Origin of the sequence: Paenibacillus ihbetae (genome assembly GCF_002741055.1) — a bacterium.
Lineage (GTDB): Bacteria > Bacillota > Bacilli > Paenibacillales > Paenibacillaceae > Paenibacillus_AQ > Paenibacillus_AQ ihbetae.
In genome coordinates this window covers 3,607,370-3,631,732 of sequence record NZ_CP016809.1, presented here as the reverse complement: position 1 = coordinate 3,631,732, position 24,363 = coordinate 3,607,370, and the positions used below count along the sequence as shown (strand labels likewise).

18 protein-coding genes are annotated in these 24,363 nt (G+C 55.1%); 9 read left to right on the top strand and 9 right to left on the bottom strand.

All coding sequences use genetic code 11. The annotated features are described in order from the left end of the window. Positions 1–23 precede the first annotated feature (23 nt). The 7 genes from BBD41_RS16100 to cidR all read right to left on the bottom strand — a co-directional run bounded on the left by BBD41_RS16100 (position 24) and on the right by cidR (position 9,810). A complete protein-coding gene (locus BBD41_RS16100; RefSeq protein WP_077568509.1) occupies positions 24–563 on the bottom strand; it encodes a MarR family winged helix-turn-helix transcriptional regulator in 540 nt (179 codons plus the stop codon). 169 nt (positions 564–732) lie between these two features. Then, positions 733–1,860, bottom strand: a complete 1,128-nt coding sequence (rsgA, locus tag BBD41_RS16095) for a ribosome small subunit-dependent GTPase A (protein WP_237086812.1) — start codon at positions 1,858–1,860, stop codon at positions 733–735. Between the two features lie 440 nt (positions 1,861–2,300). Then, positions 2,301–4,589, bottom strand: coding sequence for an ATP-dependent DNA helicase (locus BBD41_RS16090; RefSeq protein WP_099478182.1), 2,289 nt, complete (start codon positions 4,587–4,589; stop codon positions 2,301–2,303). Positions 4,590–4,906: 317 nt separating this feature from the next. After that, the gene (pdaA, locus tag BBD41_RS16085) at positions 4,907–5,707 is read right to left on the bottom strand and encodes a delta-lactam-biosynthetic de-N-acetylase (protein ID WP_077568514.1); all 801 of its coding nucleotides are present in this window, start codon (positions 5,705–5,707) and stop codon (positions 4,907–4,909) included. Positions 5,708–5,878: 171 nt separating this feature from the next. Next, positions 5,879–6,922: an oxidoreductase gene (locus BBD41_RS16080; protein ID WP_077568516.1), complete on the bottom strand. Its 1,044-nt coding sequence runs from the start codon at positions 6,920–6,922 to the stop codon at positions 5,879–5,881. 205 nt (positions 6,923–7,127) lie between these two features. Next, positions 7,128–8,762: a catalase gene (locus BBD41_RS16075; RefSeq protein WP_077568517.1), complete on the bottom strand. Its 1,635-nt coding sequence runs from the start codon at positions 8,760–8,762 to the stop codon at positions 7,128–7,130. Positions 8,763–8,919: 157 nt separating this feature from the next. Beyond that, positions 8,920–9,810 carry a cidABC operon transcriptional activator CidR gene (gene cidR / locus BBD41_RS16070; RefSeq protein ID WP_099478181.1) on the bottom strand — a complete coding sequence of 297 codons (891 nt, stop codon included), beginning with the start codon at positions 9,808–9,810 and terminating at the stop codon, positions 8,920–8,922. 128 nt (positions 9,811–9,938) lie between these two features. Here cidR and BBD41_RS16065 point away from each other — a divergent pair, with 128 nt between their 5' ends. From BBD41_RS16065 to BBD41_RS16025, 9 genes are all read left to right on the top strand, one after another. Next, complete coding sequence (locus BBD41_RS16065; protein ID WP_077568521.1) at positions 9,939–10,310, top strand: CidA/LrgA family holin-like protein; 372 nt, start codon at positions 9,939–9,941, stop codon at positions 10,308–10,310. After that, positions 10,307–10,996, top strand: coding sequence for a CidB/LrgB family autolysis modulator (locus BBD41_RS16060; RefSeq protein WP_077568522.1), 690 nt, complete (start codon positions 10,307–10,309; stop codon positions 10,994–10,996). The genes BBD41_RS16065 and BBD41_RS16060 overlap by 4 nt, the downstream gene beginning before the upstream one ends. A 322-nt stretch (positions 10,997–11,318) precedes the next feature. Continuing rightward, the gene (locus BBD41_RS16055; RefSeq protein ID WP_099478180.1) at positions 11,319–13,175 is read left to right on the top strand and encodes an LTA synthase family protein; all 1,857 of its coding nucleotides are present in this window, start codon (positions 11,319–11,321) and stop codon (positions 13,173–13,175) included. 288 nt (positions 13,176–13,463) lie between these two features. Beyond that, complete coding sequence (locus tag BBD41_RS16050; protein ID WP_077568524.1) at positions 13,464–13,796, top strand: hypothetical protein; 333 nt, start codon at positions 13,464–13,466, stop codon at positions 13,794–13,796. A gap of 57 nt (positions 13,797–13,853) precedes the next feature. Beyond that, entirely contained in the window at positions 13,854–15,203 is a 1,350-nt protein-coding gene (locus tag BBD41_RS16045) for a hemolysin family protein (protein WP_077568526.1), read from the top strand. Between the two features lie 347 nt (positions 15,204–15,550). Next, entirely contained in the window at positions 15,551–17,143 is a 1,593-nt protein-coding gene (locus tag BBD41_RS16040) for a PTS sugar transporter (RefSeq protein WP_099478179.1), read from the top strand. A gap of 293 nt (positions 17,144–17,436) precedes the next feature. After that, positions 17,437–19,140 (top strand): molecular chaperone HscC, encoded by a 1,704-nt coding sequence (locus BBD41_RS16035; protein WP_099478178.1) that lies wholly within the window; start codon positions 17,437–17,439, stop codon positions 19,138–19,140. Next, a complete protein-coding gene (locus BBD41_RS16030) occupies positions 19,137–20,519 on the top strand; it encodes a J domain-containing protein (RefSeq protein WP_099478177.1) in 1,383 nt (460 codons plus the stop codon). The genes BBD41_RS16035 and BBD41_RS16030 overlap by 4 nt, the downstream gene beginning before the upstream one ends. 18 nt (positions 20,520–20,537) lie before the next feature. Then, positions 20,538–21,242 (top strand): DUF1266 domain-containing protein, encoded by a 705-nt coding sequence (locus BBD41_RS16025; protein ID WP_099478176.1) that lies wholly within the window; start codon positions 20,538–20,540, stop codon positions 21,240–21,242. A 108-nt stretch (positions 21,243–21,350) separates the two neighbouring features. Here BBD41_RS16025 and BBD41_RS16020 read toward each other — a convergent pair whose 3' ends face one another. Continuing rightward, the gene (locus BBD41_RS16020) at positions 21,351–22,388 is read right to left on the bottom strand and encodes a hypothetical protein (protein WP_099478175.1); all 1,038 of its coding nucleotides are present in this window, start codon (positions 22,386–22,388) and stop codon (positions 21,351–21,353) included. A 150-nt stretch (positions 22,389–22,538) separates the two neighbouring features. Then, positions 22,539–23,927 (bottom strand): class II fumarate hydratase, encoded by a 1,389-nt coding sequence (gene fumC, locus BBD41_RS16015; RefSeq protein WP_077568536.1) that lies wholly within the window; start codon positions 23,925–23,927, stop codon positions 22,539–22,541. Positions 23,928–24,363: the final 436 nt, after the last annotated feature.

Sequence of the window (24,363 nt, the reverse complement as noted above, 5' to 3'; positions counted from 1 at the left end):
GCGAACCACCCCCTGATAGAGACTTATGTTTCCTTCGATCGTTGTTGCTCCTGGTACTGGTATACCTTCATGAGGAGGTCGGCGAGTTTAACGCTGTCCTCTTCGCCCAGATAGTCGACCAGGCCGTTAAAGCTTCTTGCGACGTCTTCATACACCTGTTGGACGACCCGGATCCCCTCCGCAGTCAGCTTCACGCGGACAGCCCGGCGATCGTGCTCATCCATGACCCGCTCGACCAGCCCTTTCCCCTCCAGGCCGTTGATGAACTGCGTGATGGTCGGAGAGGTGACATTCATCATGCCGCTGATCTCCGACACCTTCATGCCGGGCCCGCCCAGCCTGTTAAAATGCATAAGACCCATCAGCACACGGACTTCACCCGGCGTATAGCCCGAAATCATATGCCGATCCCACTCCTGCTTGTGAAACAGACGAATGCTGTGCAGAAGCCTTCCGGCAATACTGTCGTCTGGCAGTCTCCCTGCGTAGCAGCCCTCCGGCGCACCCGGGTCTTTCCCGGCTTGGTGATGCTTATGTAAATCTGGATGAGATTCCTGTGACATCGTCCACCTCCTGCGCATATAAAACCGTAACCATCCGGCCGGGTTGGCCGGGCGGTTACAATCCAAGCATGCAATGAATTAGTTAGTTAACCTATTAATTAGGTAACCTAAATATAATCCTTGGCGAGGACCGATGTCAAATTCATCTCAAATTCCGGGAAGGCCCGCGTTACTCATCCATCAGCTCGAAATACGATCCGGCATGTGCATTACGGCTCCTGGCCGCATGCTTCCCGCCGGGCTTCTTGCCCTGCTTCTTCTGGCGCCTTGTGCTGGCCTGTTCCTTGCGGGCCTGATGGGCCAGTTCCCTCTCGGTTTTTCTGTAATTAGCATACCGCTCGGCATCCAGGGTCCCGGCCTGGAGGGCCTCCTGCACCGCGCATCCATCCTCCTTCTCATGCCGGCAGTCGTGGAATCTGCACTGCGCCGCGAGCGAGGAGATGTCTGCGAATGCAGCCTCCCAGCCATCCTCCGATTCCCACAGCTGCAGCTCCCTCATGCCCGGCGTATCGACCATGATCGCACCGCCCGGCAGCACGAACAGCTCCCGATGCGTCGTCGTGTGGCGCCCTCTGGCATCTTCTTCACGCACGCCCTGGACCCGCTGAATGTCTTGGCCGGACAGCCAGTTCAGCAAGGTTGATTTTCCGGCGCCCGACGAGCCCGTTACGGCCACCGTGGTGCCCGGGTTCAAATAGCTCTGCAGCTGCTCCTTTCCCTGATCCAGCAGCGAGCTGACGGCATGAACCGGCACCCCCGGAGCCGCAGCTTCGACGAGGGCGGCATGCGATTCAGGAGAATCGCATAAATCCGCCTTGGTTAACAGCACGACCGGCTGGGCTCCGCTCTCCCACACGGCGATCAAGTAGCGCTCGATTTTGCGGATATTAAAATCCTTGTTAAGCGCATTGACGATAAATACGGTGTCGATGTTGGCGGCAATGACCTGTTCGTCCGGCACACTCCCCGCCTCCCTGCGGGAAAACGCCGACTTGCGCGGAAGCAGCTGGTGGATCACCGCCCGCGGTTCGCCCTGCAAGGGCTCCACCATAACCCAATCGCCGACAGCCGGGAAATCGCTCTTGCTGGCTGCCTCATATTCATATTTTCCCGTTACGGCGGCCGTCATCTCTCCATCTGGCGTGACGATCCGGTATTGCTTCGAAAATTGGGCGACGATGCGCGCAGGCACCAGGCGTTTGTCCCGCTGGATCGATTGGAGCGCTTCCTGCGCCGCCCGGTCCCAATCCTCATTCCATCCAAAGCCGTTTAAATGATTCATATCTTGGTTTGTCAAAGTGGTTGTTTTCTCCTTATCTGCTTTTAGTTTTGGTTTAACTGAACAACAAAAAAAACCGCAGAATCGTATTCTGCGGTTCGTTATTGGATACAGCTTAAGCAAGACGCACCCCGCCAAAAATGGAGCAAAAAAGCCCATTAGCGGCGATGTGACGCTAGACCTATGCCTATACCAAAAAAGACCCGCAGAATACCGATCACGGTCTCCTGCGGGTCTTGATCTTACGCGAATCATGCATGGAGCCATCCTTAAAGCTTAGGCCCCGTGCCTATTCAACTTATCGATAACCCGTTCGAGGAGACCAACGCCAACAATTTGTCATCATTCACATACTTCATCATGGTCATCAGCCTCCTTGTGCTCCTAAATATATCCGTATTATAGATTCCGCCGAAGCGGCTGTCAACTTTTTCCTGATCGCGATCGGGCAGCGCCGGTTAAATCCGCTTAAAATGCCGCCATTCCTCTGGCAGCAGCATGCTGTACTGCCGGTTAAGGAACCGGTCATCGACCAGCGTCAGCGTGCCGGTGTCATGCTCGGAGCGGATCAAGCGGCCTCCGGCCTGCAGCACTTTATTCATGCCGGGGTATACATAAGCATAGTCATAGCCCCTTTTGCCGGTGCGGTCGAAGTAATCCTTGATAATATCATTCTCGAAGGACAGCTGCGGCAGCCCTACGCCTACAACCACAACGCTGGAAAGCCGCTCTCCCTTCAGGTCAATGCCTTCCGAGAAAATGCCGCCCATCACCGCGAAGCCGATCAGCGGCTCCGAAGCATCGGCCTGAAAGGCCCCGAGGAAGCTCTCCCGCTCCTCCTCACTCATGCCATGGCCCTGAAGGAGCGTTCGCAATCCGGGATTGCTCTCGGCAAATGCCTTGTGAATCTCCTGCATATAGGGATAGGACGGCAGAAAGATCAGCGTGTTGACCGGCTTCTCCCGGACCAGCCCGCTCAGCATGCGCACGATCGCGTCCTTGCTCTGCTCGCGGTCCTTGTACCGGGTCGATAGCGGCATGATCCTTACATCCAGCTGCTCCCGGGAAAAAGGCGACGGAATGGACAGGCTGTAATCCTCCTCTTCCGCCCCCAGCATGTCCCGATAATAACCGAGGGGCATCAGCGTCGCGGAGAAAAAGACGGCCGAGCGGTAGTTCTTGCCCGCCTTCTGCAGCAAATCGGACGGATCCAAGCAGAACAGCTTCAGATACACCTCGCTTTGGCTGATCTCGGCATAGGTGACAAAGCGGTCGTCATAGAGCTTGGAGATCCGCAAATATCCCTGTGCGGCAAAATAGCACTCCAAAAGCGCATCCGCCTCTTCGCCGCTCTTCCCGGTCATCAGCTCCCCCTCGGCCTGCAGAACGAAATCCTCCAGCAGCTCGTCCATCATTTCCGGCTGCTGCGAGCCGACGAACCGCTCCTCCTCCCCGCTGACCTTGCGAATGACGATAAACCGGTTATTTACCCGCTTCGCGGCATGGTAGAGTCCCGGATTACTTTCTTTATATGCCCGCTGTATTTCTAGAAAAGCCGATTTGTACAGCTCAGCCGAGAACATCCCGCGCGCCCGGTCCACCAGATTATGCGCTTCGTCGATCAGAAGAACGCTGCGCTTCTTCACTTCCTCTGGCATCCGTTTAAAGGATACCCTCGGATCAAAGACATAGTTATAGTCGCAGATCACGACATCGGCCGCATACGAGGCATCCAGGGAAAATTCGAACGGGCAGACCTGATGCTTCCGCGCATAGGTCTCAATGACCGATCGGGTGATCAGCGTTTCGTTGCCCAGCAGGTCCAGAAGCGCAGCATTGATCCGGTCATAGTAGCCTTCCGAGAAGATGCAGCCCTCTTGGCCGCAGCCTTCGGCCTCGCTGAAGCAGATTTTATCCTTGGCGGTCAGCGTAACGGCATGCGTATGCAGTCCCTGACGCTCCATCAGAGCCATGGCCTCCTCCGCTGCCGTACGGGTAATCGTCTTCGCCGTCAAATAAAAGATGCGCGACAGCAGGCCCTCGCCGATCGCCTTAATCGACGGGAACAAGGTCGAGATCGTCTTGCCAATGCCGGTCGGCGCTTTGGCAAACAGCCGCCGGCCCTCTTCAATGGTTTTATAGACCGAGCCCGCCAGCTTGCGCTGTCCCTCCCGGTAAGCCGGAAACGGAAACGACAGGCTCTTGATGCTTCGGTCCCGCCGCTCCGCATGATCCCGGAGCAGACGGGCGTAAGGGGCGTAGGCTGCTATCACTTCTTCGACGAAAATCTCCAGCTCATGGATGCTGAAGCTGCGTTCAAACTGCTTTCGCTCGCCGCTCGGCACCTGGAAGTAAGTCAGTCTGACCTCCATCGCTTCGATATCCTGCTGCTTGGCATACATATAGGCGTACATTTTGGCCTGCGCCCAGTGTACGGGATAGCTGTCCTCCTCGATTTGGGACAGGTCTCCCGAGGTCGACTTGATCTCATCAATCATGATACGATCGCCCTTCCGGATCAATCCGTCGCATCGCCCCTCTACGACAAAGAGCAGCTCTTCATATGTAATTTCGGCCTCCAGCTGGACCTCCTTCTGGTCGTTCTCTCCGTATTCGCGCTGAACCTGCTGGTGCGCCCTCGTACCTTCCGTGAGGGATGCAGCGCTGCGGAACCCCGAAACGATGCTGCCGCTGCGAAATACATACTCCACCAGCGGCCTAACCGATATTTGGATCGTATGCGGCATGTCGGTCTCCTTCGCCCCCATCGTATTTAGTGCCGTTATTATACCAAACATCCGTTCCTCACGGGTAGCAGGAAGCATCGCTTAAGGACGGCCAACCGAATGGAAACCGATGTGTGGCGAATGCGGCAAGTACGTTGTAAAGCCCTCGTTTCCGTTTAACTCGCTAAACTCCAAGCGTGCGGCGCTCGCGTCACATAACGGCAGCCAACCTTATCCCCGCCCATTGCGCTCATGCCAAAAAGCGCAGTCCCCTCCAAGGAAGGGACTGCGCGCAATAAAAAAACCGGATCGGCTATGCATCCAATATTTTTCTTGAATTACGGAGCTTTCTTCTGCATCTGGTCCAGGCTTTTAAACTCGTACCCGCGGCTGCGGGCTTCATCGATAATCCGGCCGAGCGCCTCCGTGTTATCTTTGGAAATCGAGTGCAGCAGAATGACAGCCCCCGGATGCAGCTGCGCCGTCACCTTATCAAAGGCGTATTGGGCACCCCGCTGGGATTTCACATCCCAATCCATATAGGCGAGCGACCAGAACACGTTGGTATATCCGAGCTGCTTGCTGACCGCAAGGGAGCGCTCGTCAAAAATGCCGCGCGGCGTGCGCAAATACTTCATCTCCTGCTGGCCGGTAATGCGGGCCACTTCCTTCTTCACCCGCTCCAGCTCCTCCGTCAGCTTCTCCGCGGATAGGGTGGTCACGTCCGGATGATTCCAGGAGTGGTTGCCGATAATATGCCCTTCCGCCGCCATCCGTTTCAGCAAATCCTCCTGCGTCTTTACATAATGACCGGTAACAAAGAAGGTAGCGGGCACCTTCTTTTCCTTGAGCGTATCGAGAATGCGAGCGGTATAGCCGTTCTCGTACCCGTTATCAAACGTAAGGTACAATTCCTTCTGGCTGGCATCGCCCATAAAGATAGCATCGTATTTTTGCAGCAGCTCTTTAAAGCCTTCTTGATCAATCGAAGGAAGCTGACCGTTCACGCTTCTCTTAAAGCCAAAATGAAACGGGCCGCTGCCGGCCGCCGCTGCCGGAACTGCCAGGGTCGCTGCCAGAAGCACGGCAAAGGCTATTCCAAACAGCCATGCCGGCCGAAGAGCATTACGCATCTTCATTCCTGTTCTCTCCTTCTTGAATGTGGTGTTGGGTTCCTAATCCCCCATGGCAAGGCATGCTAAGGGGTTATACACCCTACTATCCCACAAACCGGAGCAAACTATGTGCCCGTTCAGCGGCATGCAACCAGTCTTCCAGCCCGCTGTCTCGCCGGACGGTCCTCGAAGATACTAGACGACCTCCACCGTGCAGCCTTTACGATGACTCTCTATGGCATATTCGATCATCCGGATCACATCCCGCGCCTCCTCCGGCCGCACCGGCAGAGGACCGCCCTCGAGAATCGCCTCCGCCAAGCCCTGATAAAATGCCTGATACCGCCCGGGCAGCGTCTCGATCTCGCCTTGAACCGCCAGGCCGCTCAGCTCCGTTGCCAGCTCGCCGTACATATCCGGCTGATCCTCTCCCCAGCCGGCATCGCCCGGCCGCATGCCTTGCTTTAATTGACCTTCCTGGGGGTCCATTCCGTATTTCAGGAAGCTTCCCTTATCGCCGTGCAGCTCAAATTTCGGCCCGGCTTGCCTGACCAGGGAACCGGCATGCAGGATGACCCGATGGGATGCGTAGCCCAGCACCAGATGGAAATAATCAGGCGCTTGGGAGCCCTCGCGCTCCTGCCGAAGATCCGCCCACAGCGTCCGGGGCTTGCCGAACAGGAAGAGCGCTTGATCAATCAAATGAGAGCCCAGATCATACAGGATCCCGGAGCCGGGCAGCGCCTGCTCTCTCCAGCGGTCCAGCTGCGGATCGGGGCGGTAACGGCTGAACTGCGATTGAAAGATCGTCAGCTTGCCGAGCGCCCCGGTCTCAAGGAGATTGCGGACGGTTAAGAAGTCATTGTCCCAGCGCCGGTTATGATATACCGTCAGCAGCACGCTTCTTTCAGCCGCCAGCGCAATCAGCTCGTCCGCTTCCTCCGAGGTTACGGTAAACGGCTTTTCCACCACCACATGCTTCCCCGCTTCAATCGCAAGCTTGGCGTATTCATAATGCGTTGTATTCGGACTCGTGATGATGACGACCTGAACCTCCGGATCCGCCAGCAGCTCATCCACGCTGTCGACCACTTCGGTATCCGGCAAGTCCCGATGCACCTTGTCAGGATCCGACGATACGACGGTCCGTACATTAAAATCCGGCACGCTTCGAAGAATCGGTGCATGAAACACCGAGCCGGACAACCCATAACCGATGATTCCCGTCTGTATTGCCATATCGCATAGGCCCCCTTTTCATTAGTACTAGGTTCTAATTCGAGATTTGCCGGGTTGATTCCTTGCAGCTCTCCTAATTTCCACGAAAAACCAGGGGCCATATCGCGTTAAAAAGCCGCCCTCCACGATTCCTCGCAGGAAGACGGCTTCTTGTGCTTGCTCGCTCTCGTATAATTAACCCAATCGTAACGATAAGCCTATCCGCTTAGTAAGGATCCGCCTCGTGACCCATGCGCTCGGCATCCTCCACCGCTTGATCCCGCGCGCTTTCTCCTGTGCCCGCCTTCTTCTTGGCGTCCAAGCCTTCCCTAACCCGACGGCCGTAATCCTCGTCGGCGTTCGTAAAGTACTCCACCATTTTGTCCTGAATGCGGACGTCGCATTGAATCAGCGCATTAACCAGGTTGCTGATCAGATCATCGCGCTCCCAATCCTCGAACGCTCTATACGTATCGCCCGCCTGCTTGAAGTCGAGCGTCCGGTCCAGCTTCTCGCGGACCAGGCTGGCATCGTAATGCGGCTGATGCGGCTTAGCCGTCTGCGACGCTTCCTTCAAGCCGTCCGTCATCGACGGTTCGTAGTCAACATGAGGGCTTTGTCCCGGCGCCTTATCAACGAAATACGACATTTGCCCGCCGCGCTGGTTGGTCGCCACCCGTTTCTTCGGCGCATTAATCGGCAGCTGGAGGTAGTTCGTTCCTACCCGGTACCGCTGCGTGTCCGAATACGAGAAGGTCCGTCCTTGAAGAAGCTTGTCGTCGGAGAAGTCGAGACCGTCGACGAGCACGCCCGTTCCGAATGCCGCTTGCTCCACTTCGTTATAATAGTTTTCCGGATTGCGGTTCAGCACCATTTTGCCGACCTTCAGGAACGGGAACTGATCCTGCGGCCACAGCTTGGTCGGGTCGAGCGGATCGAATTCCAGCTCCGGATGCTCGTCGTCGCTCATGATCTGGACGCACAGCTCCCACTCCGGATAATCCCCGCGTTCAATCGCCTCATACAGATCCTGCGTCGCATGGCTGTCGTTCACAGCCTGGATTTTATTCGCTTCCTCTTGCGTCAAATTTTTGATTCCCTGCTTGAGGGGCTCCCAGTGATATTTCACCAGCACGGCCTTGCCCTCGGCGTTCACCCATTTGTATGTATTGACGCCGGAACCCTGCATTTGCCGGTAGTTCGCCGGGATTCCCCACGGGGAATAGACAAAGGTGATCATGTGCGTGGCTTCCGGCGAGCGGGAGACGAAATCGAACATCCCTACCGGTCCCGGAACGTTCGATACCGGATCCGGTCTGAACGCGTGCACCATGTCCGGAAACTTGAGCGGGTCGCGAATGAAAAATATTTTCAAATTGTTGCCGACCAGATCCCAGTTGCCTTCCTCCGTATAAAACTTGACGGCAAAGCCGCGCGGATCTCTAAGCGTCTCCGGGGAACCGGCACCGTGGATAACGGTCGAGAATCGGACAAACACCGGCGTGCGCTTTCCCTCCACCTGGAAGAGCTTCGCGCGCGTATACTTGGATACCGGCTCGTCACCCACCTTGCCATAGGCCTCGAAATACCCGTGCGCCCCAGCTCCTCGGGCATGGACGACCCGCTCGGGAATTTTCTCCCGGTCGAAATGCGTGATTTTCTCCAAAAAATGATAGTTCTCCAGCGTCATCGGTCCGCGATTGCCGACGGTTCTTACGTTCTGGTTATCCGAGATCGGATGCCCCTGCCGGTTCGTCAGCGTGTCCTCGCGCTCGGTTTCCCCGCGGTTCTGGTCGTAGCTGCGGCGCCCGTCTTCAACCTGTTTTCCTGCTCCAAACTCTTGATCACTCACGGATTTCATTCCTCCTTGGATATATCGCTCCTTACTATGGATATTATGTCCAAGGACTGAAAATGTATGAAAGGATCGAAAGGTTTACTAGCTTGGCTGATACGCCCGCTACCGGCCTCTCCAATTCCTGGGGATATATGGAACGCATCGGCAAATAACCCGGATGCTACTCCTGCTCACCCAGCAACCCGCGGGTAAATGCAATCCACTCCCGCACCGCAAAGGACAGATATCGATCCTTCCGCCAGATCATGCCGAGCTGCCACGGAATCGAAGGATTGTCCAGGGGAAGAATGGAGACGCGCGAGGAATCGATCTCCTTGCAAATCGTTTCGGGCAGCAGCGCGATCCCCAAATTCGCCGCCACCATCCCGCTGATCAGGTCCCACTGCGAGCTTTCATATACGACGCGCGGCTCGAATCCGGCCTCCACGCATTCGCGGATAATCCGGTCGTGCAGCGTGAAATCCTCCCGGAACAGAACGAACGGCTCCTCTGCAAGCTCCTTCAAGTTCACGCTGTCCCTGCCGGCAAGCCGGTGGGACGGGTGCACGAGCAAATTCAGCTTCTCCTTAACAAAGGAATAATAATGAAACACCTCTTCGTTCACCGGAAGTACCGCCACGCCGATATCCGTCTGACCGCTCTCCACGTCGGCCTCGACCTTCTTCGCCCCGTCTTCGATCAGCTGAATCGTAATTTTCGGATAGCTCTTGTGGAACTGGCCGATCACTTCAGGGAAAAAGCTTGATCCGACCATCGGCGGCAGACCGATCCGCAGATGCCCGCGCCGAAGATTCATCAGATCCTCCAGCTCCGCGGACACGCGTTGAAAAGCCTCTACCATCTGCTGGGCCTGCTGGTACATGATATGCCCGGCATCCGTCAGCTCAATCCGCTTCCCTGCCCGGTGGAACAGCGTGACCCCCCACTCATCCTCCATATTCCGGATCGTCTTGCTGATGGTCGGCTGCGTGATGTAAAGCTTCTCCGCCGCCTTGGTAAAGCTCTGGTTTCTTGCAACCTCAAGAAAATACTGCAGCTGACGTATATCCATTCGCGTATTCCCTCCCCGACAGTATGTATAGATAAATGGAATAGTTGGCATTCGATATATGCATTTTACCTATGAAAGCAATCGCTGTAAAATTTCATTAAAACATGAAAACAAGGAGGAGGCCGGTCATGAAAAACATCATCAAGGGAAGCTTGCAAGTGGCCGGTTTCATGCTGCTGTCGACACTGATGAGTCAGCTTGCCGAACTGGCCCATATTCCGATACCAGGAAGCATTCTCGGCATCGCCGTCGTCTTCATTCTCCTCGAAACGGGCGTCCTGAAGCTGGAGTGGATCGAGCTTGGCGCCAATTGGCTGCTTGCCGAGCTCCTGCTCTTCTTCATTCCGGCCGCAGTCGGGGTCATGAATTACTTCACCGTGCTCGAAGCCGACGGATTCCGGATTCTGGCCGTCGTCCTGCTCAGCACCGTGCTCGTCATGGCAGGCTCGGGACTGACGGCAACCTTAATTTCTTCAAGAAAGGAGCGTAAATCATCATGAATACCCTGCTATCCGTGCTGACGGGATTGCTGCTGACGATCGGCATTTATGCCGGAGCCAAGCGGCTGTATCGCCGCGTGCCAAAGGTCTATCTGTCCCCGCTCCTTATTACTCCGCTGCTTATTATCGTGATTTTGACCCAGTCGGGCATATCCTATGATGCATATAATGAAGGTGCGAAGTGGATCAGCAAGCTGCTGGAGCCGGCAACCGTCGCGTTTGCCGTCCCGCTGTACAAAAACTTCCAAACCCTCAAGCGCCATGCGGCTGAGATTATTTGCGGCGTTGCAGCCGGTTCGGTGCTTGCGATGGTCTCCTCCGGCATGCTGGCCAAATGGATGCATCTGAGCAGCCCGCTTGCCACAAGCCTGATTCCGCGCTCGATCACGACGCCCATCGCCATGAATGTGTCCGAGGTCATCGGCGGCTTGCCCAGCATGACGGCCGTCTTCGTCATCATGACCGGCATTCTCGGCTCCATGGTCGGGCCCTCGATCATGCGGATCTTCCGGATTCGGGGAGAGATCGCACGCGGAATTTTGTTCGGGACCGCGGCACATGGGACCGGGACCTCGAAGGCGTTCGAATTCAGCTCGCTGTCCGGAACCATTTCCAGCATCTCCATGATCATGGCGGCGCTGTTTACCCTCGGGGCCGCGCCGATGCTGATGGCATTTTTACACTAGAAGAGCTTTCCTTCGCTAAAATCGGCCTTTGGCCGGTTTTTTCATTGTTTAATTTCGGTTGTTATGCGAAGAATATGGACTTACTTTAACTCTTTGACAACCTCCCTCGAAGAGGTCATAATAAATTCTGTTCATAACTTTTGTAAAATTTATGGGTTAATTATTTGTTAAAGCAGCTGTCGGTAGCCGCCTTTAACCCTGCTCTTAGCCGCTGCGGCATCGTATAAGCGGCACGAAGAACGCGCTTTGTACGGACTGGTCGGAGAGAGCGGCATCAACATCGTAAAATCTGCATGTGCGACATGAAAGGAAGGCGATACAGGTGTTTTCCATCTCACGGTTTCGTTTAACGGTTACGAAGCCATTTATATTTTTCTCCGTCATTATGCTGCTCAAGAGCTACTTGGCTTGGGTCGTCATATTTGACGACGTGCTTCCGTGGAGGCCTCTGATAACGGAGATCCCCTTTATCTGGCTCGTGTTCAGCTTGATCGAGTGGTTTGCCTCCAAGCGCAAGCTGGCTGTCTACATGGGCGTCAACCTGTTGTTGACCGCCATTTTCTTCGCGGCCATCATGTATTATAAATATTACGGCGTTATCGTCACTTATCATGCACTGGAGCAGGTGAACCAAGTCACCGCGGTGAGCAACAGCGTATTTTCGCTCATGGATCCGTACTACCTCCTGATCTTCACCGACATCATCGTATTGTTCGTCCTCCTCTGGCGGAGCGACCGCGTCAAGAACTGGAAAATCCGGCACACCAAGAAGGAGAAGCGGAAATTTGCACCCATTATGTTCGTGCTGTCCCTGATGCTCTGCCTCTTCCAGATTATGCCGAACCGTGCGAGCATGAACGAAATCGTGAAGGCGCAGGAGATGGGTATACTGAACTATGAAGCGTACACCATTTTCCAGCAGGAGAATAAAAAGCTCGAGGATGCCAAGTCGATTACACAGGCACGGATCAACGAGCTAAAGGGTATTCAGCCCGCCGAGCAGCCGGTATTGTCCGGCGCAGCCAAGGGCAAGAACCTGATCATCATTCAAATGGAATCCTTCCAGAATTTTCTGATCGATCTGAAGATTGACGGCAAGGAAATTACGCCGAACATGAATAAGCTCGCCCGGGAGAGCCTGTACTTCCCGAACTTCTTCCAGAACGTCGGCCAGGGCAACACCTCGGATGCGGAGTTTGTTGTCAATACGTCCTTCTATATTCCACCACGGGGAGCGGCGACGCAGCATTATGCGGACCGGGTTCTTCCAAGCCTGCCGAGACTGATGCAGAGCCAAGGCTACGATACGGCAACCTTCCATACGAATGTGGTGGAATTCTGGAACCGCGGCGAGCTGTACAAGGCGCTTGGATTTAACCGCTATTACGATAAAGCCTTCTTCGGGGAAGATGACAAGCTGTTCTTCGGCGCATCGGATGACGCGCTGTATACCAAAACGGCCGCCGAGCTGAAGAAGATGCACGAGACCGGCAAGCCGTTCTATACCCAGGTTATATCGATGTCGGCCCACCATCCGTTTACCATTCCGGAGGAGAAATACCGGATGACGCTGCCGGAGCGGTATGAAGGCACCTTCGTCGGCGACTATATCCGTGCGCAAAACTATGCGGATGACGCCCTCGGCAAATTCATCGAGCAGCTGAAGAAGGACGGCATATGGGACGACAGCCTGGTTGTCGTCTACGGCGACCATCTCGGTCTGCCGATTTATTCCTTGGACAACAAGGATAAAGAGCTCATGCAGGAGATCTACGGCCGGGAGTATACTTCTGCCGATATGATCAACATCCCGCTTATGATCCACGGCAAAGGTCTGGAGCCGGCCGTGAAGGAGCAAGTGGGCGGGCAGATCGATCTGCTGCCGACCATTGCGAACCTGCTTGGCGCTCCGCTCGATGACCAGCTTCACTTCGGTCAGGACCTGCTGAACCATGCGGACAGCAATCTGCTGCCGGAGCGGTACTATCTGCCTTCCGGGACGTTCATCAACAATACGACCATGTATATCCCGGGGATCGGCTTCGAGGACGGCACCAAGCATCCGCTGCCGCATCAGGATGCTTCGTCTACGCAGGCTTCGCGGGAAGAGTTCGAGCGCGCCCTGCAGCTCCTCCATCTGTCCGACAGCTATATCAGACAGCTTCCGCTTCACAAATAAACAGCAAGGATGCAAGGACTTCACCTGATTTTCGGGTGGGGTCCTTTTTTTGTCCCCGACAGATGCCGCCAGGCCACTCCTGAAGCGGACTCTCATCAGCTCAATGAACGGACATTTGACATAGTGGCACAATTTTTCTTATGATGTATAACAATATACCTTGTTTTAAATACGATGATCGTGGTGAAATTACGTACAACAACGAGATTCATTGAATCATATGAACGCATTTCAGCCATATATTGGTTAGAGCAAATCGATTACGAATTGTAGGAGTGACGATCCGACTTGGACCCCATACGAAGGATAAACAGAATTATATGTTCCGCTCTTGGCTTCATGCTGCTCTCTTACGTTACGCCCGCGCTCGGCGAGGATCTGTCTGATTCCGTTGTTGCCCAGCAAGGGATGGAGGCGCCCGAAGGAGCATATCCAGCCCCGGCCCCCGTGCCCAAAAGCCCGGACCCCGTCCGGCTGATGCTGGAGCTGCCGCCCCATGAGTCTCTGCTTTCCTTGAATGACGTTATATGCTCCACTGAAACCGATATGTTCCTGATCCTCAAGCACATGATGCTCGAACCTTTGAAGTTCCGGTCGAATTATGTTGACAGCTATGTATAGTTGACACAGGTTATTTAAAAACTAATTCAGATCAGAAAGAAAAAGGATGTGTTTTGTTTGGATGACAATATTGGCCTAAATATATTTCTTGTTGTTTTATTAATTGCTGCTACAGCTTTCTTCGTTATGACGGAATTTGCCATCATCAGGCTTCGTCCCAGCCGGGTCGACCAATTGGTCATGGAAGGGCGTAAAGGTGCACTCGCGGTTAAGAAGGTGACGTCCAACCTTGACGGGTACCTGTCGGCGTGTCAGCTCGGGATTACGATCACCGCGCTCGGTCTCGGTTGGCTCGGGGAGCCGACCATCGAGAAGATCCTGCATCCGGTATTCGATAATTTCGCGATTCCGGCCGCCATATCTTCGTTGATCTCGTTCCTGCTCGCGTTCATTATCATGACATATATTCACGTCGTGATCGGCGAGCTTGCGCCGAAGACCATCGCGATCAATAAAGCCGAAGCTGTTACGTTCTTGTGCGCAACGCCGATTATCTGGTTTAACCGCATCATGTATCCGTTCATCTGGCTTCTGAACGGCTCGGCGAATAAAATCGTCCGCCTGTTCGGCATGCACCCTGCGAGCGAGCATGAAGAGGCTCACTCCGAGGAAGAGCTGCGCATGATTCTAAGCGACAGCTATGAAAGCGGCAAGATCAACCAGGCCGAATACGGCTATGTTAGCCGGATCTTCGCCTTCGATGATATGCTCGCGAAGGAAATCATGGTGCCCCGCACCGATATGATCTGCCTCTATGTTGATAAGCCGCTGGCTGCGAACCTGCAGATCATCAAGCGTGAGCAGTATACCCGTTTCCCGGTCGTCCGGGGAGATAAGGACCAGATTGTCGGTACGATTAACACCAAGCAGTTCTTCCTGGAGTTCGACGATAATTCGAACATGGACCTGACCAAGCTGATTCATCCGGCGATGACGGTATCCGAAGCGATTCCGATCAAAAAGCTGCTGCGGAAGATGCAGCTGGAAGGCACGCATATGGCTATCCTGATCGATGAATACGGCGGCACGTCCGGCATGATCACCATCGAGGACATTCTGGAAGAGATCGTCGGTGAAATCCGCGACGAATTCGACGAGGATGAAGAACGCGAGCTCATCCAGCCCGAGCCGAACCGCATTATCGCGGACGGCAAGGTGCCGATCAACCGGATCAATGATCTGCTGCACACCGACCTGTCCACGGACGATCTCGACACGATCGGCGGCTGGCTGTACGGACACAACTCGGAGCTGTCCAAGGGCGACATCTGGACCTACGAGAACTTGACCTTCACCGTCTTGGAGAAGAAGACGCATCGCTATACGAAGCTTCAAATCGTAAAAGAGGTTGCCGAGGAATCGATGCAGGAAGCATCGGCGGCTTTGGCCGGAGAACGTGAATCCTAATCGTGTATCCTAGGCATCGACGATAGATATCCAACCGCTGTACAGGCCCAAGTGGCCGGTACGGCGGTTTTTTCTATTTGTGCACGCAATACGAGATCCTGGGTCCAGCTGCCATACGGCAGCCCACATAAAATAAGCCATTAGACTGGCCCTGGAAATCGAAAGAACGAAAGCCTAAGTCCTGGACTGTCGCTATTTATTACCGGTACTCAGCACGGTGAAGAGCTCAGCCGAAATATAATATGCTGCACCTTGAAATAAAGATTGTCCATTTTACTGCTTTAATAAGTTACTTCAACGCTGTAATATAGAAAATAACATTTCTCAATTACGGGAGGCGGCATATCATGAATCGTCAAATTGCCATAATCGGGAGCAGCGGCGGCAATCTGTACAATTTGGGCGGCAAGGAGCCCCGCAAACTGCTGGACGAAATCCTGGTGCAGATGGAGAGCGCGGGGCTGTCGTGCGGAGCGCTGCAGTTCATTGCCGCCGGGGTTTCTATGGATGCTGCGAAGGAGACCACACCTGCGGCGCTCTACAGCTGGAGCTCTTCGCAGGGAGCACCTGTCATAATCGCTGAGGGCACTCTGCAGCAGGTCAATCAAGCTGCAGAACGGCTGGATCGGGAAATTGCCGAGCAGATTGAGCTCGGAGAGATAGACGGAATCATTGTCATGAGCGCTGACCCGGAAGGCAGCAACCGCCATGCGGTGGAAGCCTGCGCCAAATACAAGCTGCCGGTGACCGGAACCGGCGGCACCTCGATGGCAATGATTCAGGCGAAAGGCGTCCACGTGATTGCCGCTTCCGGCACGACGGGAACGACGAACCGGACCCGTGCCGTTACGTTCGTCACTTCGCTCAGCAAGCATTGGCGGATTCCGTACCGCCCGGTGATCGGCACAGCCCAGGTATCTTCCTCTTCCGGTTCGGGAGGCAGCGCATCGCCCTGGCGCAGAATTAATATTCGCGGCATGATGATGGCATCGCTCCCCGGCTTTATCGGGATGGCATTGGTGCTGGCTGTGAGTAAAATCCCCGGCTTGTCGGCATTATCCGAGGTATTCGACCTGATGATCAAAGCGCTGCCGGTCATTCTTGCCGCTATCGCAGCCAAGCAGGTGTCGGAACTGGACGAGGTATCGATCGTGGCCGGTATCGTGGCCGGCATCCTGTCCGTAGAGGGAGGCATCATCGGGGGCATCATCGGGGGGATCGGCGCCGGGATCATCGTCCATTACCTGTTCCGTAAATGCGTGGAATGGCGCTTCCCCGCCACAACGGTCAATATCGTCGCCGGAGGCATATCCGGCCTTATTGCCGGGCTGATCGTCTACTTCCTCATTGCGCCGATTGCGCTCAGCGCGGGTGAAGGCATCCGCACGCTGATCGAAACGCTCGTCTCCTGGAGCCCGGTCATGGCGGGTCTGATTGCCGGCCTGCTTATCTGGCCTGCCATCATCGGCGGCGTATACCATGCCGCCATCCTCCCTATTGTTCTGCTGGAAATGGAGACGACGAGCAACAGCTTCCTGGGTGCCGTCGATATGGTGGGCCTGGTCATGGTATCGGCAGGAATCACGCTGGCCAACATGATCGCTCCCCGCGACAAGGGAGAAGCGGCAGTTGCGGCCCCGGGATTCGCCATGAATATGGGCTTCGGCACATTCGTTGAAGCCGCGTATCCCTTCATGTTCTCCAGCAAGCTGGTCTTTGCAGGCGCGATTGCTTCAGCCGGTCTCGGCGGCATGCTCGTCGGACTGTTCGGCGTTCGGGGAACGGCCTACGTGCCTTCCTTTGTCGGTCCGATCACATCCAACAACACGTTCGGCTTCCTGATCTCGATGCTGGCAAGCCTGCTCTGCTCCTTCTTGATCACCTTCTTCGTGAACAAGATGTCCGTCTACCGGAGCACCAAGGGAACGATCGGCATGTAATGTAATCGGCAAGCGAGGCGTTACGGTGCTTTGGGCTTAGAATAACGGTAATACTCTTATAAAGAACGGCCTGGGGTCATCCTCGTGGCCGTTCTTTATTTGATATGGAGGTTTTTTTTCGTCGATTTATGCCGCATCTTGGAATCACTCTACCAACACTGGTAAAATAGTAGATACGGCCTTCAACATTCAGACGATTCTACCTTGCCATGGGGCAACTCTAAGCGCCTGCAACAGTTCCTTAACCGGTTCCGTGCAGACGCTCGGATTAGAAAGAGGGGATAATTGACACAATGACGATGATCGGTATTGATCTTGGGACGACAAACAGCCTTGCGGCTTATTGGGCCGAGGACCGGGCGGCAATCATCCCGAACGTGCTCGACGAGCATCTGACGCCTTCGGTCGTAAGCGTTGACGATAATGGGGAGATCCTGGTCGGCCGGGTTGCGCAGGAGCGGCTTATCACGCATCCGCATGCGACAGCAGCGACGTTCAAGCGATTTATGGGGACGGAAAAAACCTATGTGCTCGGCCCTCACACCTTCACGCCGGAAGAGCTCTCATCCTTTATCATCAAAGCGCTGAAGGCCGATGCCGAGGCTTATTTGGGCGAGCCGGTGACGGAGGCCGTCATCAGCGTTCCTGCCTACTTCAACGACACCCAGCGCAAGGCAACGAAGACGGCCGCGGAATTGGCCGGTCTCAAGGTGGAGCGGCTCATCAGCGAGCCGACGGCCGCGGCAGTTGCCTATGGATTGCATCAGGAGAGCCCCGAAACGAAATTTCTCGTATTCGACCTGGGCGGCGGCACATTCGATGTGTCCATACTCGAATTGTTCGAGGGCATTATGGATGTGAAATCCATTGCCGGCGATAACTTTCTGGGGGGCGAAGATTTTACGGAGCTCCTCTTTACGCACTTTTTACATACGCATAGCTTGAATGCCGAGGAGCTCAACGCCAAAACGAAATCGCTGGTCTATAAGCAGGCCGAAATGTGCAAGCGGGCCCTTGGTCAGGAGAACGAAGCCAAGATGACCGTCCCTGCCGAAACCGGCAGCTTGGAGCTGCGCATAAGCCGGACGGAGTTCGAGAAGCTGGCCCAGCCGCTTCTGCTCCGCCTGCGCCAGCCGATCGAGCGTGCGCTGCGGGATGCCTCCCTTACACCTTCCGAATTGGACGCCATCATTCTTATCGGCGGCGCTACGCGCATGCCGCTGATTCGCAGCGTCATCGGCCGGATGTTCGGACGGATGCCTTACAGCAACATCCATCCCGATGAAACGGTGGCGATCGGCGCGGCGATCCAAACGGCGCTGAAGCAGCGCAACCAGGCGCTTGAAGAGATGATTTTAACGGATGTGTGCCCTTACACGCTCGGTACCAGCGTTGTGCGGGAGATGGGAGGCGGCCAATATTCAACCGGACATTTCCTCCCGATCATTGAACGGAACACGCCGATACCGGTCAGCCGGGTCGAGCGCCTCTACACGATTTCCGATAATCAGCGGCAAATGACCGTCGACGTGTATCAAGGGGAGAGCCGGCGCGTGGAGAACAACATCAAGCTCGGCGAGCTCCGGATCAAAATTCCGCCGGCCCCGGCGGGGGAGCAGAGCATCGACGTGCGCTACACGTACGACATCAACGGCATTTTGGAGGTCGAGGTGATCAGCGTCGCAACCGGCGAGAAAAAGAGAGCGGTCATCGAAAGCAACGCCGGCTCCATGACCAAGGAGCAGATCGAAGCCCGGCTTGCCGAGCTGAAGGATATCAAGATCCATCCCCGGGATCGTACGGAGAACCGGCTGCTGATCGCAAGAGGCGAGCGGCTGTACGAGGAATCGCTGGGCGACCGCCGAGAGATGATTGCCCGGCTGATCCAGCAGTTCGAGATGCAGCTGCAGACGCAAAACGAGCAAGTGGTTAAACAGGCCGCCGAAGCGCTTAAGGAGCAGCTGGATCAGATCGAAAGGTGGATGGATTTAACATGAGTGTATGGGACATTTTAGGAATCGAGGCAACCAGCGATATAACAGCCATCAAAAGAGCCTATGCGAAAAAGCTGAGACTCCACCACCCGGAGGATGACCCTGAAGGCTACCAGCGCTTGCGCGAGGCTTATGATTCCGCGTTGAAAATGGCGCCTTACGTTGAGCCGGAGGAAGAAGAGCCTTTGGATTTTGCGGAGCCCGCCGCTTACGAAGGCGGCCAGACGGCGGAATCCGGCGGCGAGCTTGGGCTGGGGACGGACGAAGGCGATTACCCGGCATCTAAACCATCTTCGGTGTCCGGTTATTATGGAGAACCGCTTCACCACGCCCGCGAGCCGATTCCGCAGGACCCGATTGAGCAGTTCATCGATGAGATCGACGAAATTTATGACAATTTCCAGGCGCGCATTGATCCCGAGGCTTGGGAGGACGCGCTTAACCGGGACATCGTGTGGGATGTGGAGCGGAGCGGGGAACTGCAGTACGCACTGATGGACTTTCTGGAGGATCATCGCCATCTCCCTCGCCCGGTATGGCAGCGGCTTGACGACATGTTTCACTTCACGGAGAACAAGGAAGACCTGCTGGAGGAGTACCCCGATTCGCTCATCGAATATATCATGAGCCAAATTAACGGTACGTCCGAGCTGCGGTACGAGTGCTTTAAGGAGAATCCCGCCGAGGATATTGATATCGAGCAGTATCTTGACCTGAGGGAACAGGGGCAATACATGATAAAGGAAGGCGAGCTGGAAGAAGCCCTCGACTATTTGGCCCACGCCAGCGAGATGTACCCTCATGATCCCGACCTTCAGCTTATGCTCGGTAAATGCCATGCGCGGACCGGCAATCTGACCGCCGCGGACGAATGCTTCGGTCAAGCCATCCGGCTGGCGCCTGAGGAGCTTGATGGATATTGGCACCGGGCCCAGATCCGGTTCGAGCAGGCTGATTATTCGTCCGCATTGAGCGACCTCGAGAAGGTGCTGGACCAAGAGCCGGAAAATACCGATGCGCTCAGCCTGAAAGGACGCTGTTATATAGGACTTGAGGAGTTAGATCAGGCACGGGATATCTTGAAACAGTCCAATCAGCTCGAGAATCCCCATATCCACTCGTATATCTACCTGTGTATGGCGTCTAACAAGCATAAATACGGCCAGAGACACATCACAGCCGCTGACCGGTGGCGGTCATGGAGAAGCAATCTGTTATTCGATACGCTCATGGTGCTCCGCTTAAGCTGGCTCTACATTCTGGTCTATCTAGCTTTGCAAGTAGTCTTCGACCTGCACCCGGTATATACTTGGCTGCTGATTGCCGTCATCCTGTGGAACACCTGGAAGGCCATCAAAGTGCATTGGGTACTTGCAACCTAGAAAGGAGGCATTCGCATAATGAAAGGATTCAGCCGCAAGCACAAGAAACGAATCGAGCTCTATCTCCGCTGCTTGTCCAGCGTTTGTATCGATAGCATGCTGGGTTATTATTATATTCCTTATGAATTTCACCCCTCGGAGCGTTGGCTGCGAAAAGGCGTGATGAAAAGAGCGCTGGCCGACTGGAAGATCACGGACGCGGCCTCTCTTAGAGAGCGTATCGATTTTTTGCTAAACGACGGCCACTGCCAGGAATACCTGGACGTTCATAACCGTTTGTCCGCCCTGACCCTCAAGGCACGCGAGCGTTATCTCGAGGACGCCAAAGACGACCCCGATTACAAAAAAATGGCCGTTGTCGGCAAATGGATGGGGATGCTGCCATCAGCCGATATCGCCGCTTTAGGCGGGGGCTGGGCCATCCTTCTTAGCCGGATTGGGCGGATCTACCGCTTCCTGAGCGAAGAGGAGGCCTGGGAGATCAAACAAAAGGCAGCGGCCCTCCTGCAGCAGCATTACCGAAGCTGGGACGAATATCTTACCGCTTTTGCGGCCGGCACGCATTTTATAAAAGAGGATATCGCAATGAAGCACTCCCACCATGTTATAAGCAGGGCCAGCAACATACTCGGGGGCAGCAAGCTTGCCTACAATAAAGTGCCTTGGGATCTAAGCCTGCTGCCGGACAAGTCCGCTTCGGGCAGCATGTCAGCTTCGGTCTGATTGACCTGGGACCGGGCTCGAGTTCATAAGGTCCGGAGGTCCACCCCCTTCTGTCATATGAAAAAGCCAGGCGAACCCTGCGAGGTTTTCTGCCTGGCTTTTTCAGTTCTAAGACTTGCGGAGCTCGATGTCCGATATCCCCTTGACCTGCGATATGTCGAATTCCCTGAACTGATACGTCGGCGACGCATCACGCAAAGTGCCATTCCCCTTCTGGAGCTTCGCTGCATTGGCAGGCGTGTTCAGTTTTGCCGGATAATACTCGATCTGAAGATCGGTCTTGCCCGGAACCGTAACCCCGGGCAGCTGCTTGACCAGCTCCAGGATGCGCTCCTTCTCTTGGTCCAGGCTGCCCTCCGCAACATCGGCAAACACAACGATGTCTACACTCTGGCTAACCGGCCCGCTGCTGCAGGAATCCAGCTTGTCGTATTCCCGCACCACCTGCTTCATATTGCAGCTTACCCAGGCCTGAACGAAAGCGCCGTCCGGGTACAGCCGGTCGATGACCGGCTCCGCTTTGTCACGAAGCTGCGCTCCCCATACACGATTAAGGTACGTTTCACCGGATGGGACCGGCGGGCTGCCGTCAGTGCTGTCCAGCGTGAATTCCAGCTCGGGAGCTCCTTCGGGAATCGCCTTAAGATTATAGGACCCGACGGCCCATGTATAATCGATCTTGGTGACCTTGAACGGTTCGCCGTACTTTTGCTCCAAATATTGCTCGGCGGCTTCCCGGACCGCCTGCTTCTCCGCAGCCGACTTGGTAAACGGGGCTATTCCCGCCGTGTAACCGGCATACACGGATCCGGCAAGCAAGAGGAAGCCGATCACCGTGCGCACGGCGATGGCGCCTGGAGAAGACAGCTGCCGCTGCCGTTTCTGCTCCAGCCATGGTTTTTTCGGCGACCGGTAGGTAAAATAAATAATCGTGATCACGATGCCCGCAATATGCAGCGCAAGCGCGGCCGGCAGCGCCAAAAAGCCGAGGAAGCCGAGCGTCAGCAGCAGAAAATAAAGTACAACTCCCTGCAGCGCCATAAGCAGCGCCCCGATCATGATCAGCATCGGGGTCCCGATATAAAACAAGCCGAGACCAGTTAAGATCACGGAAAGCGCCACCGCGGTCAGCTGATGTTTTTTCACTCGTCATCCGTCCTTTTTAAGGTAAAATTCTGCTCCATCCATCCGTTGACACTTCATTATAACAGTAACAGCCGTTCCTCTGTAGAGAAACAAAAACCCATCCACCTCACGGGTGCATGGGTTTATTGGCCTTCAGCATCAGCATCCTGCCTATTCCTTCGGATGGATCATCTCTTCCGGCCGCACGATCCGGTCGAATTCCTCGGCGGTCAGCAGCCCGCTCGCCAGCGCCGCTTCCCGAAGGGTCGTGCCCTCTTGATGCGCGCGTTTAGCGATCGCGGCCGCATTCTCGTAGCCAATATGCGGATTCAACGCCGTTACCAGCATGAGCGAACGCTCCATATTGCCGCGGATGACATCGAGATTCGCTTCGATGCCGACCGCGCAGTTCCGGTCGAACGAATCCATCGCATCCGACAGCAGGCGTGCGGATTGCAGGAAATTATAAATGATCACCGGCTTGAATACGTTCAGCTCGAAATTGCCCTGGCTTGCCGCGAACCCGATCGTTGCATCGTTCCCCATCACCTGGCATACCACCATGGTAAGCGCCTCGCTCTGGGTCGGATTCACTTTGCCCGGCATGATCGAGCTTCCCGGCTCGTTGGCCGGTATCGTCAGCTCCCCGATGCCGGAGCGGGGCCCGCTCGCCAGCCAGCGCACGTCATTGGCGATCTTCATCAGATCGGCAGCCAGCGCCTTGAGCGCTCCGTGTGCAAAGACCACTTCGTCATGGCTTGTCAGCGAGTGGAACTTATTGCTGGCGGAGGTGTAGCTTTTGCCGATTTGCAGGCTGATTTCCGCCGCGGTCATCTCGCCGAATTTCGGATGGGCATTGATGCCCGTGCCGACGGCCGTGCCGCCGATCGCCAGCTCCCGCAGCGGCTCGATCGAGGAAGCGATCATAAGCTCGCATTTCTCCAGCATCCGATGCCAGCCGCTGATTTCCTGCCCCAGCGTAAGCGGCGTGGCATCCTGAAGATGCGTGCGGCCGATTTTAATGAGATCCTTGTACTCCTCGCTCTTCTCTTTCAGCGTCTTCTTGAGCCGTTGAAGCGACGGCAGCACGCTGTCCTCCATTGCGATAACGGCAGCCATATGCATCGCCGTCGGGAAGGTGTCGTTGGAGCTTTGGGATTTATTCACGTCATCGTTGGGGTGAATGCGCTGGTCGCTACCCTTTTCCTGAAGCAGCTGGTTCCCCCGGTTCGCGATAACTTCATTCACGTTCATATTGGACTGCGTGCCGCTGCCTGTCTGCCAAACGACAAGGGGAAAATGCTCATCATGCTTGCCTTCAATGATTTCATCGGCTGCGACGGTAATGGCCCAGACCTTGTCTTCATTCAGCTTGCCAAGCTTGCCGTTGACAATCGCGGCGCTCTTCTTCAACACGGCGAACGCCCGGATAATCTCCTTCGGCATCGTTTCCGTGCCGATCCGGAAATTCTCGGAGCTGCGCTGCGTTTGGGCGGCCCAGAGCTTATCGGCAGGCACCTTCACCTCACCTAGCGTATCCTTCTCAATACGGTATTCCATCTTGTCTTCCTCCTTTGGCATCCTTGATTTCAGCATTAAACGCTTTATAGAGGTTGTTCAAAAAGTAGTCTTTTGATCACGAAGTGAATCAAGAAGTAACTCGGCATCGAATCTTGAATTCAGCCGGGCCTAAGCAGATGCTTCCGAAGCATGTTTCCTGCGGAAACATTTTAGTGCTCACGTACCCAAAACAGCAGATGCTTTCGAAGGCGTTTTCTGCGAAAACGTGTAGCTCCACTCCTGACGTCCATAGCTTCATCCAACCTAAAGCGTTTTGAAAAAACGCACTTCGGAAGGATAAGCCTCGGTGCTGAAAAACCGACTTTTTGAACTCCTATTTATATTCCATCTCCCCTATTATGGCACAGTCTGGCGCTGGAGAAAAATGCCGCGGTATGGAGAAGCGAAATGAAAGCACGGAGAAGGATGGCAGACG

What these genes read in the sequence shown, in the direction of transcription:
- BBD41_RS16100 (WP_077568509.1), bottom strand. Translation starts at nt 563, where the DNA reads ATGTCACAGGAATCTCATCCAGATTTACATAAGCATCACCAAGCCGGG.
- BBD41_RS16090 (WP_099478182.1), bottom strand. Translation starts at nt 4,589, where the DNA reads ATGCCGCATACGATCCAAATATCGGTTAGGCCGCTGGTGGAGTATGTA.
- pdaA (WP_077568514.1), bottom strand. Translation starts at nt 5,707, where the DNA reads ATGAAGATGCGTAATGCTCTTCGGCCGGCATGGCTGTTTGGAATAGCC.
- BBD41_RS16080 (WP_077568516.1), bottom strand. Translation starts at nt 6,922, where the DNA reads ATGGCAATACAGACGGGAATCATCGGTTATGGGTTGTCCGGCTCGGTG.
- BBD41_RS16075 (WP_077568517.1), bottom strand. Translation starts at nt 8,762, where the DNA reads ATGAAATCCGTGAGTGATCAAGAGTTTGGAGCAGGAAAACAGGTTGAA.
- cidR (WP_099478181.1), bottom strand. Translation starts at nt 9,810, where the DNA reads ATGGATATACGTCAGCTGCAGTATTTTCTTGAGGTTGCAAGAAACCAG.
- BBD41_RS16065 (WP_077568521.1), top strand. Translation starts at nt 9,939, where the DNA reads ATGAAAAACATCATCAAGGGAAGCTTGCAAGTGGCCGGTTTCATGCTG.
- BBD41_RS16060 (WP_077568522.1), top strand. Translation starts at nt 10,307, where the DNA reads ATGAATACCCTGCTATCCGTGCTGACGGGATTGCTGCTGACGATCGGC.
- BBD41_RS16040 (WP_099478179.1), top strand. Translation starts at nt 15,551, where the DNA reads ATGAATCGTCAAATTGCCATAATCGGGAGCAGCGGCGGCAATCTGTAC.
- BBD41_RS16035 (WP_099478178.1), top strand. Translation starts at nt 17,437, where the DNA reads ATGACGATGATCGGTATTGATCTTGGGACGACAAACAGCCTTGCGGCT.
- BBD41_RS16030 (WP_099478177.1), top strand. Translation starts at nt 19,137, where the DNA reads ATGAGTGTATGGGACATTTTAGGAATCGAGGCAACCAGCGATATAACA.
- BBD41_RS16025 (WP_099478176.1), top strand. Translation starts at nt 20,538, where the DNA reads ATGAAAGGATTCAGCCGCAAGCACAAGAAACGAATCGAGCTCTATCTC.
- fumC (WP_077568536.1), bottom strand. Translation starts at nt 23,927, where the DNA reads ATGGAATACCGTATTGAGAAGGATACGCTAGGTGAGGTGAAGGTGCCT.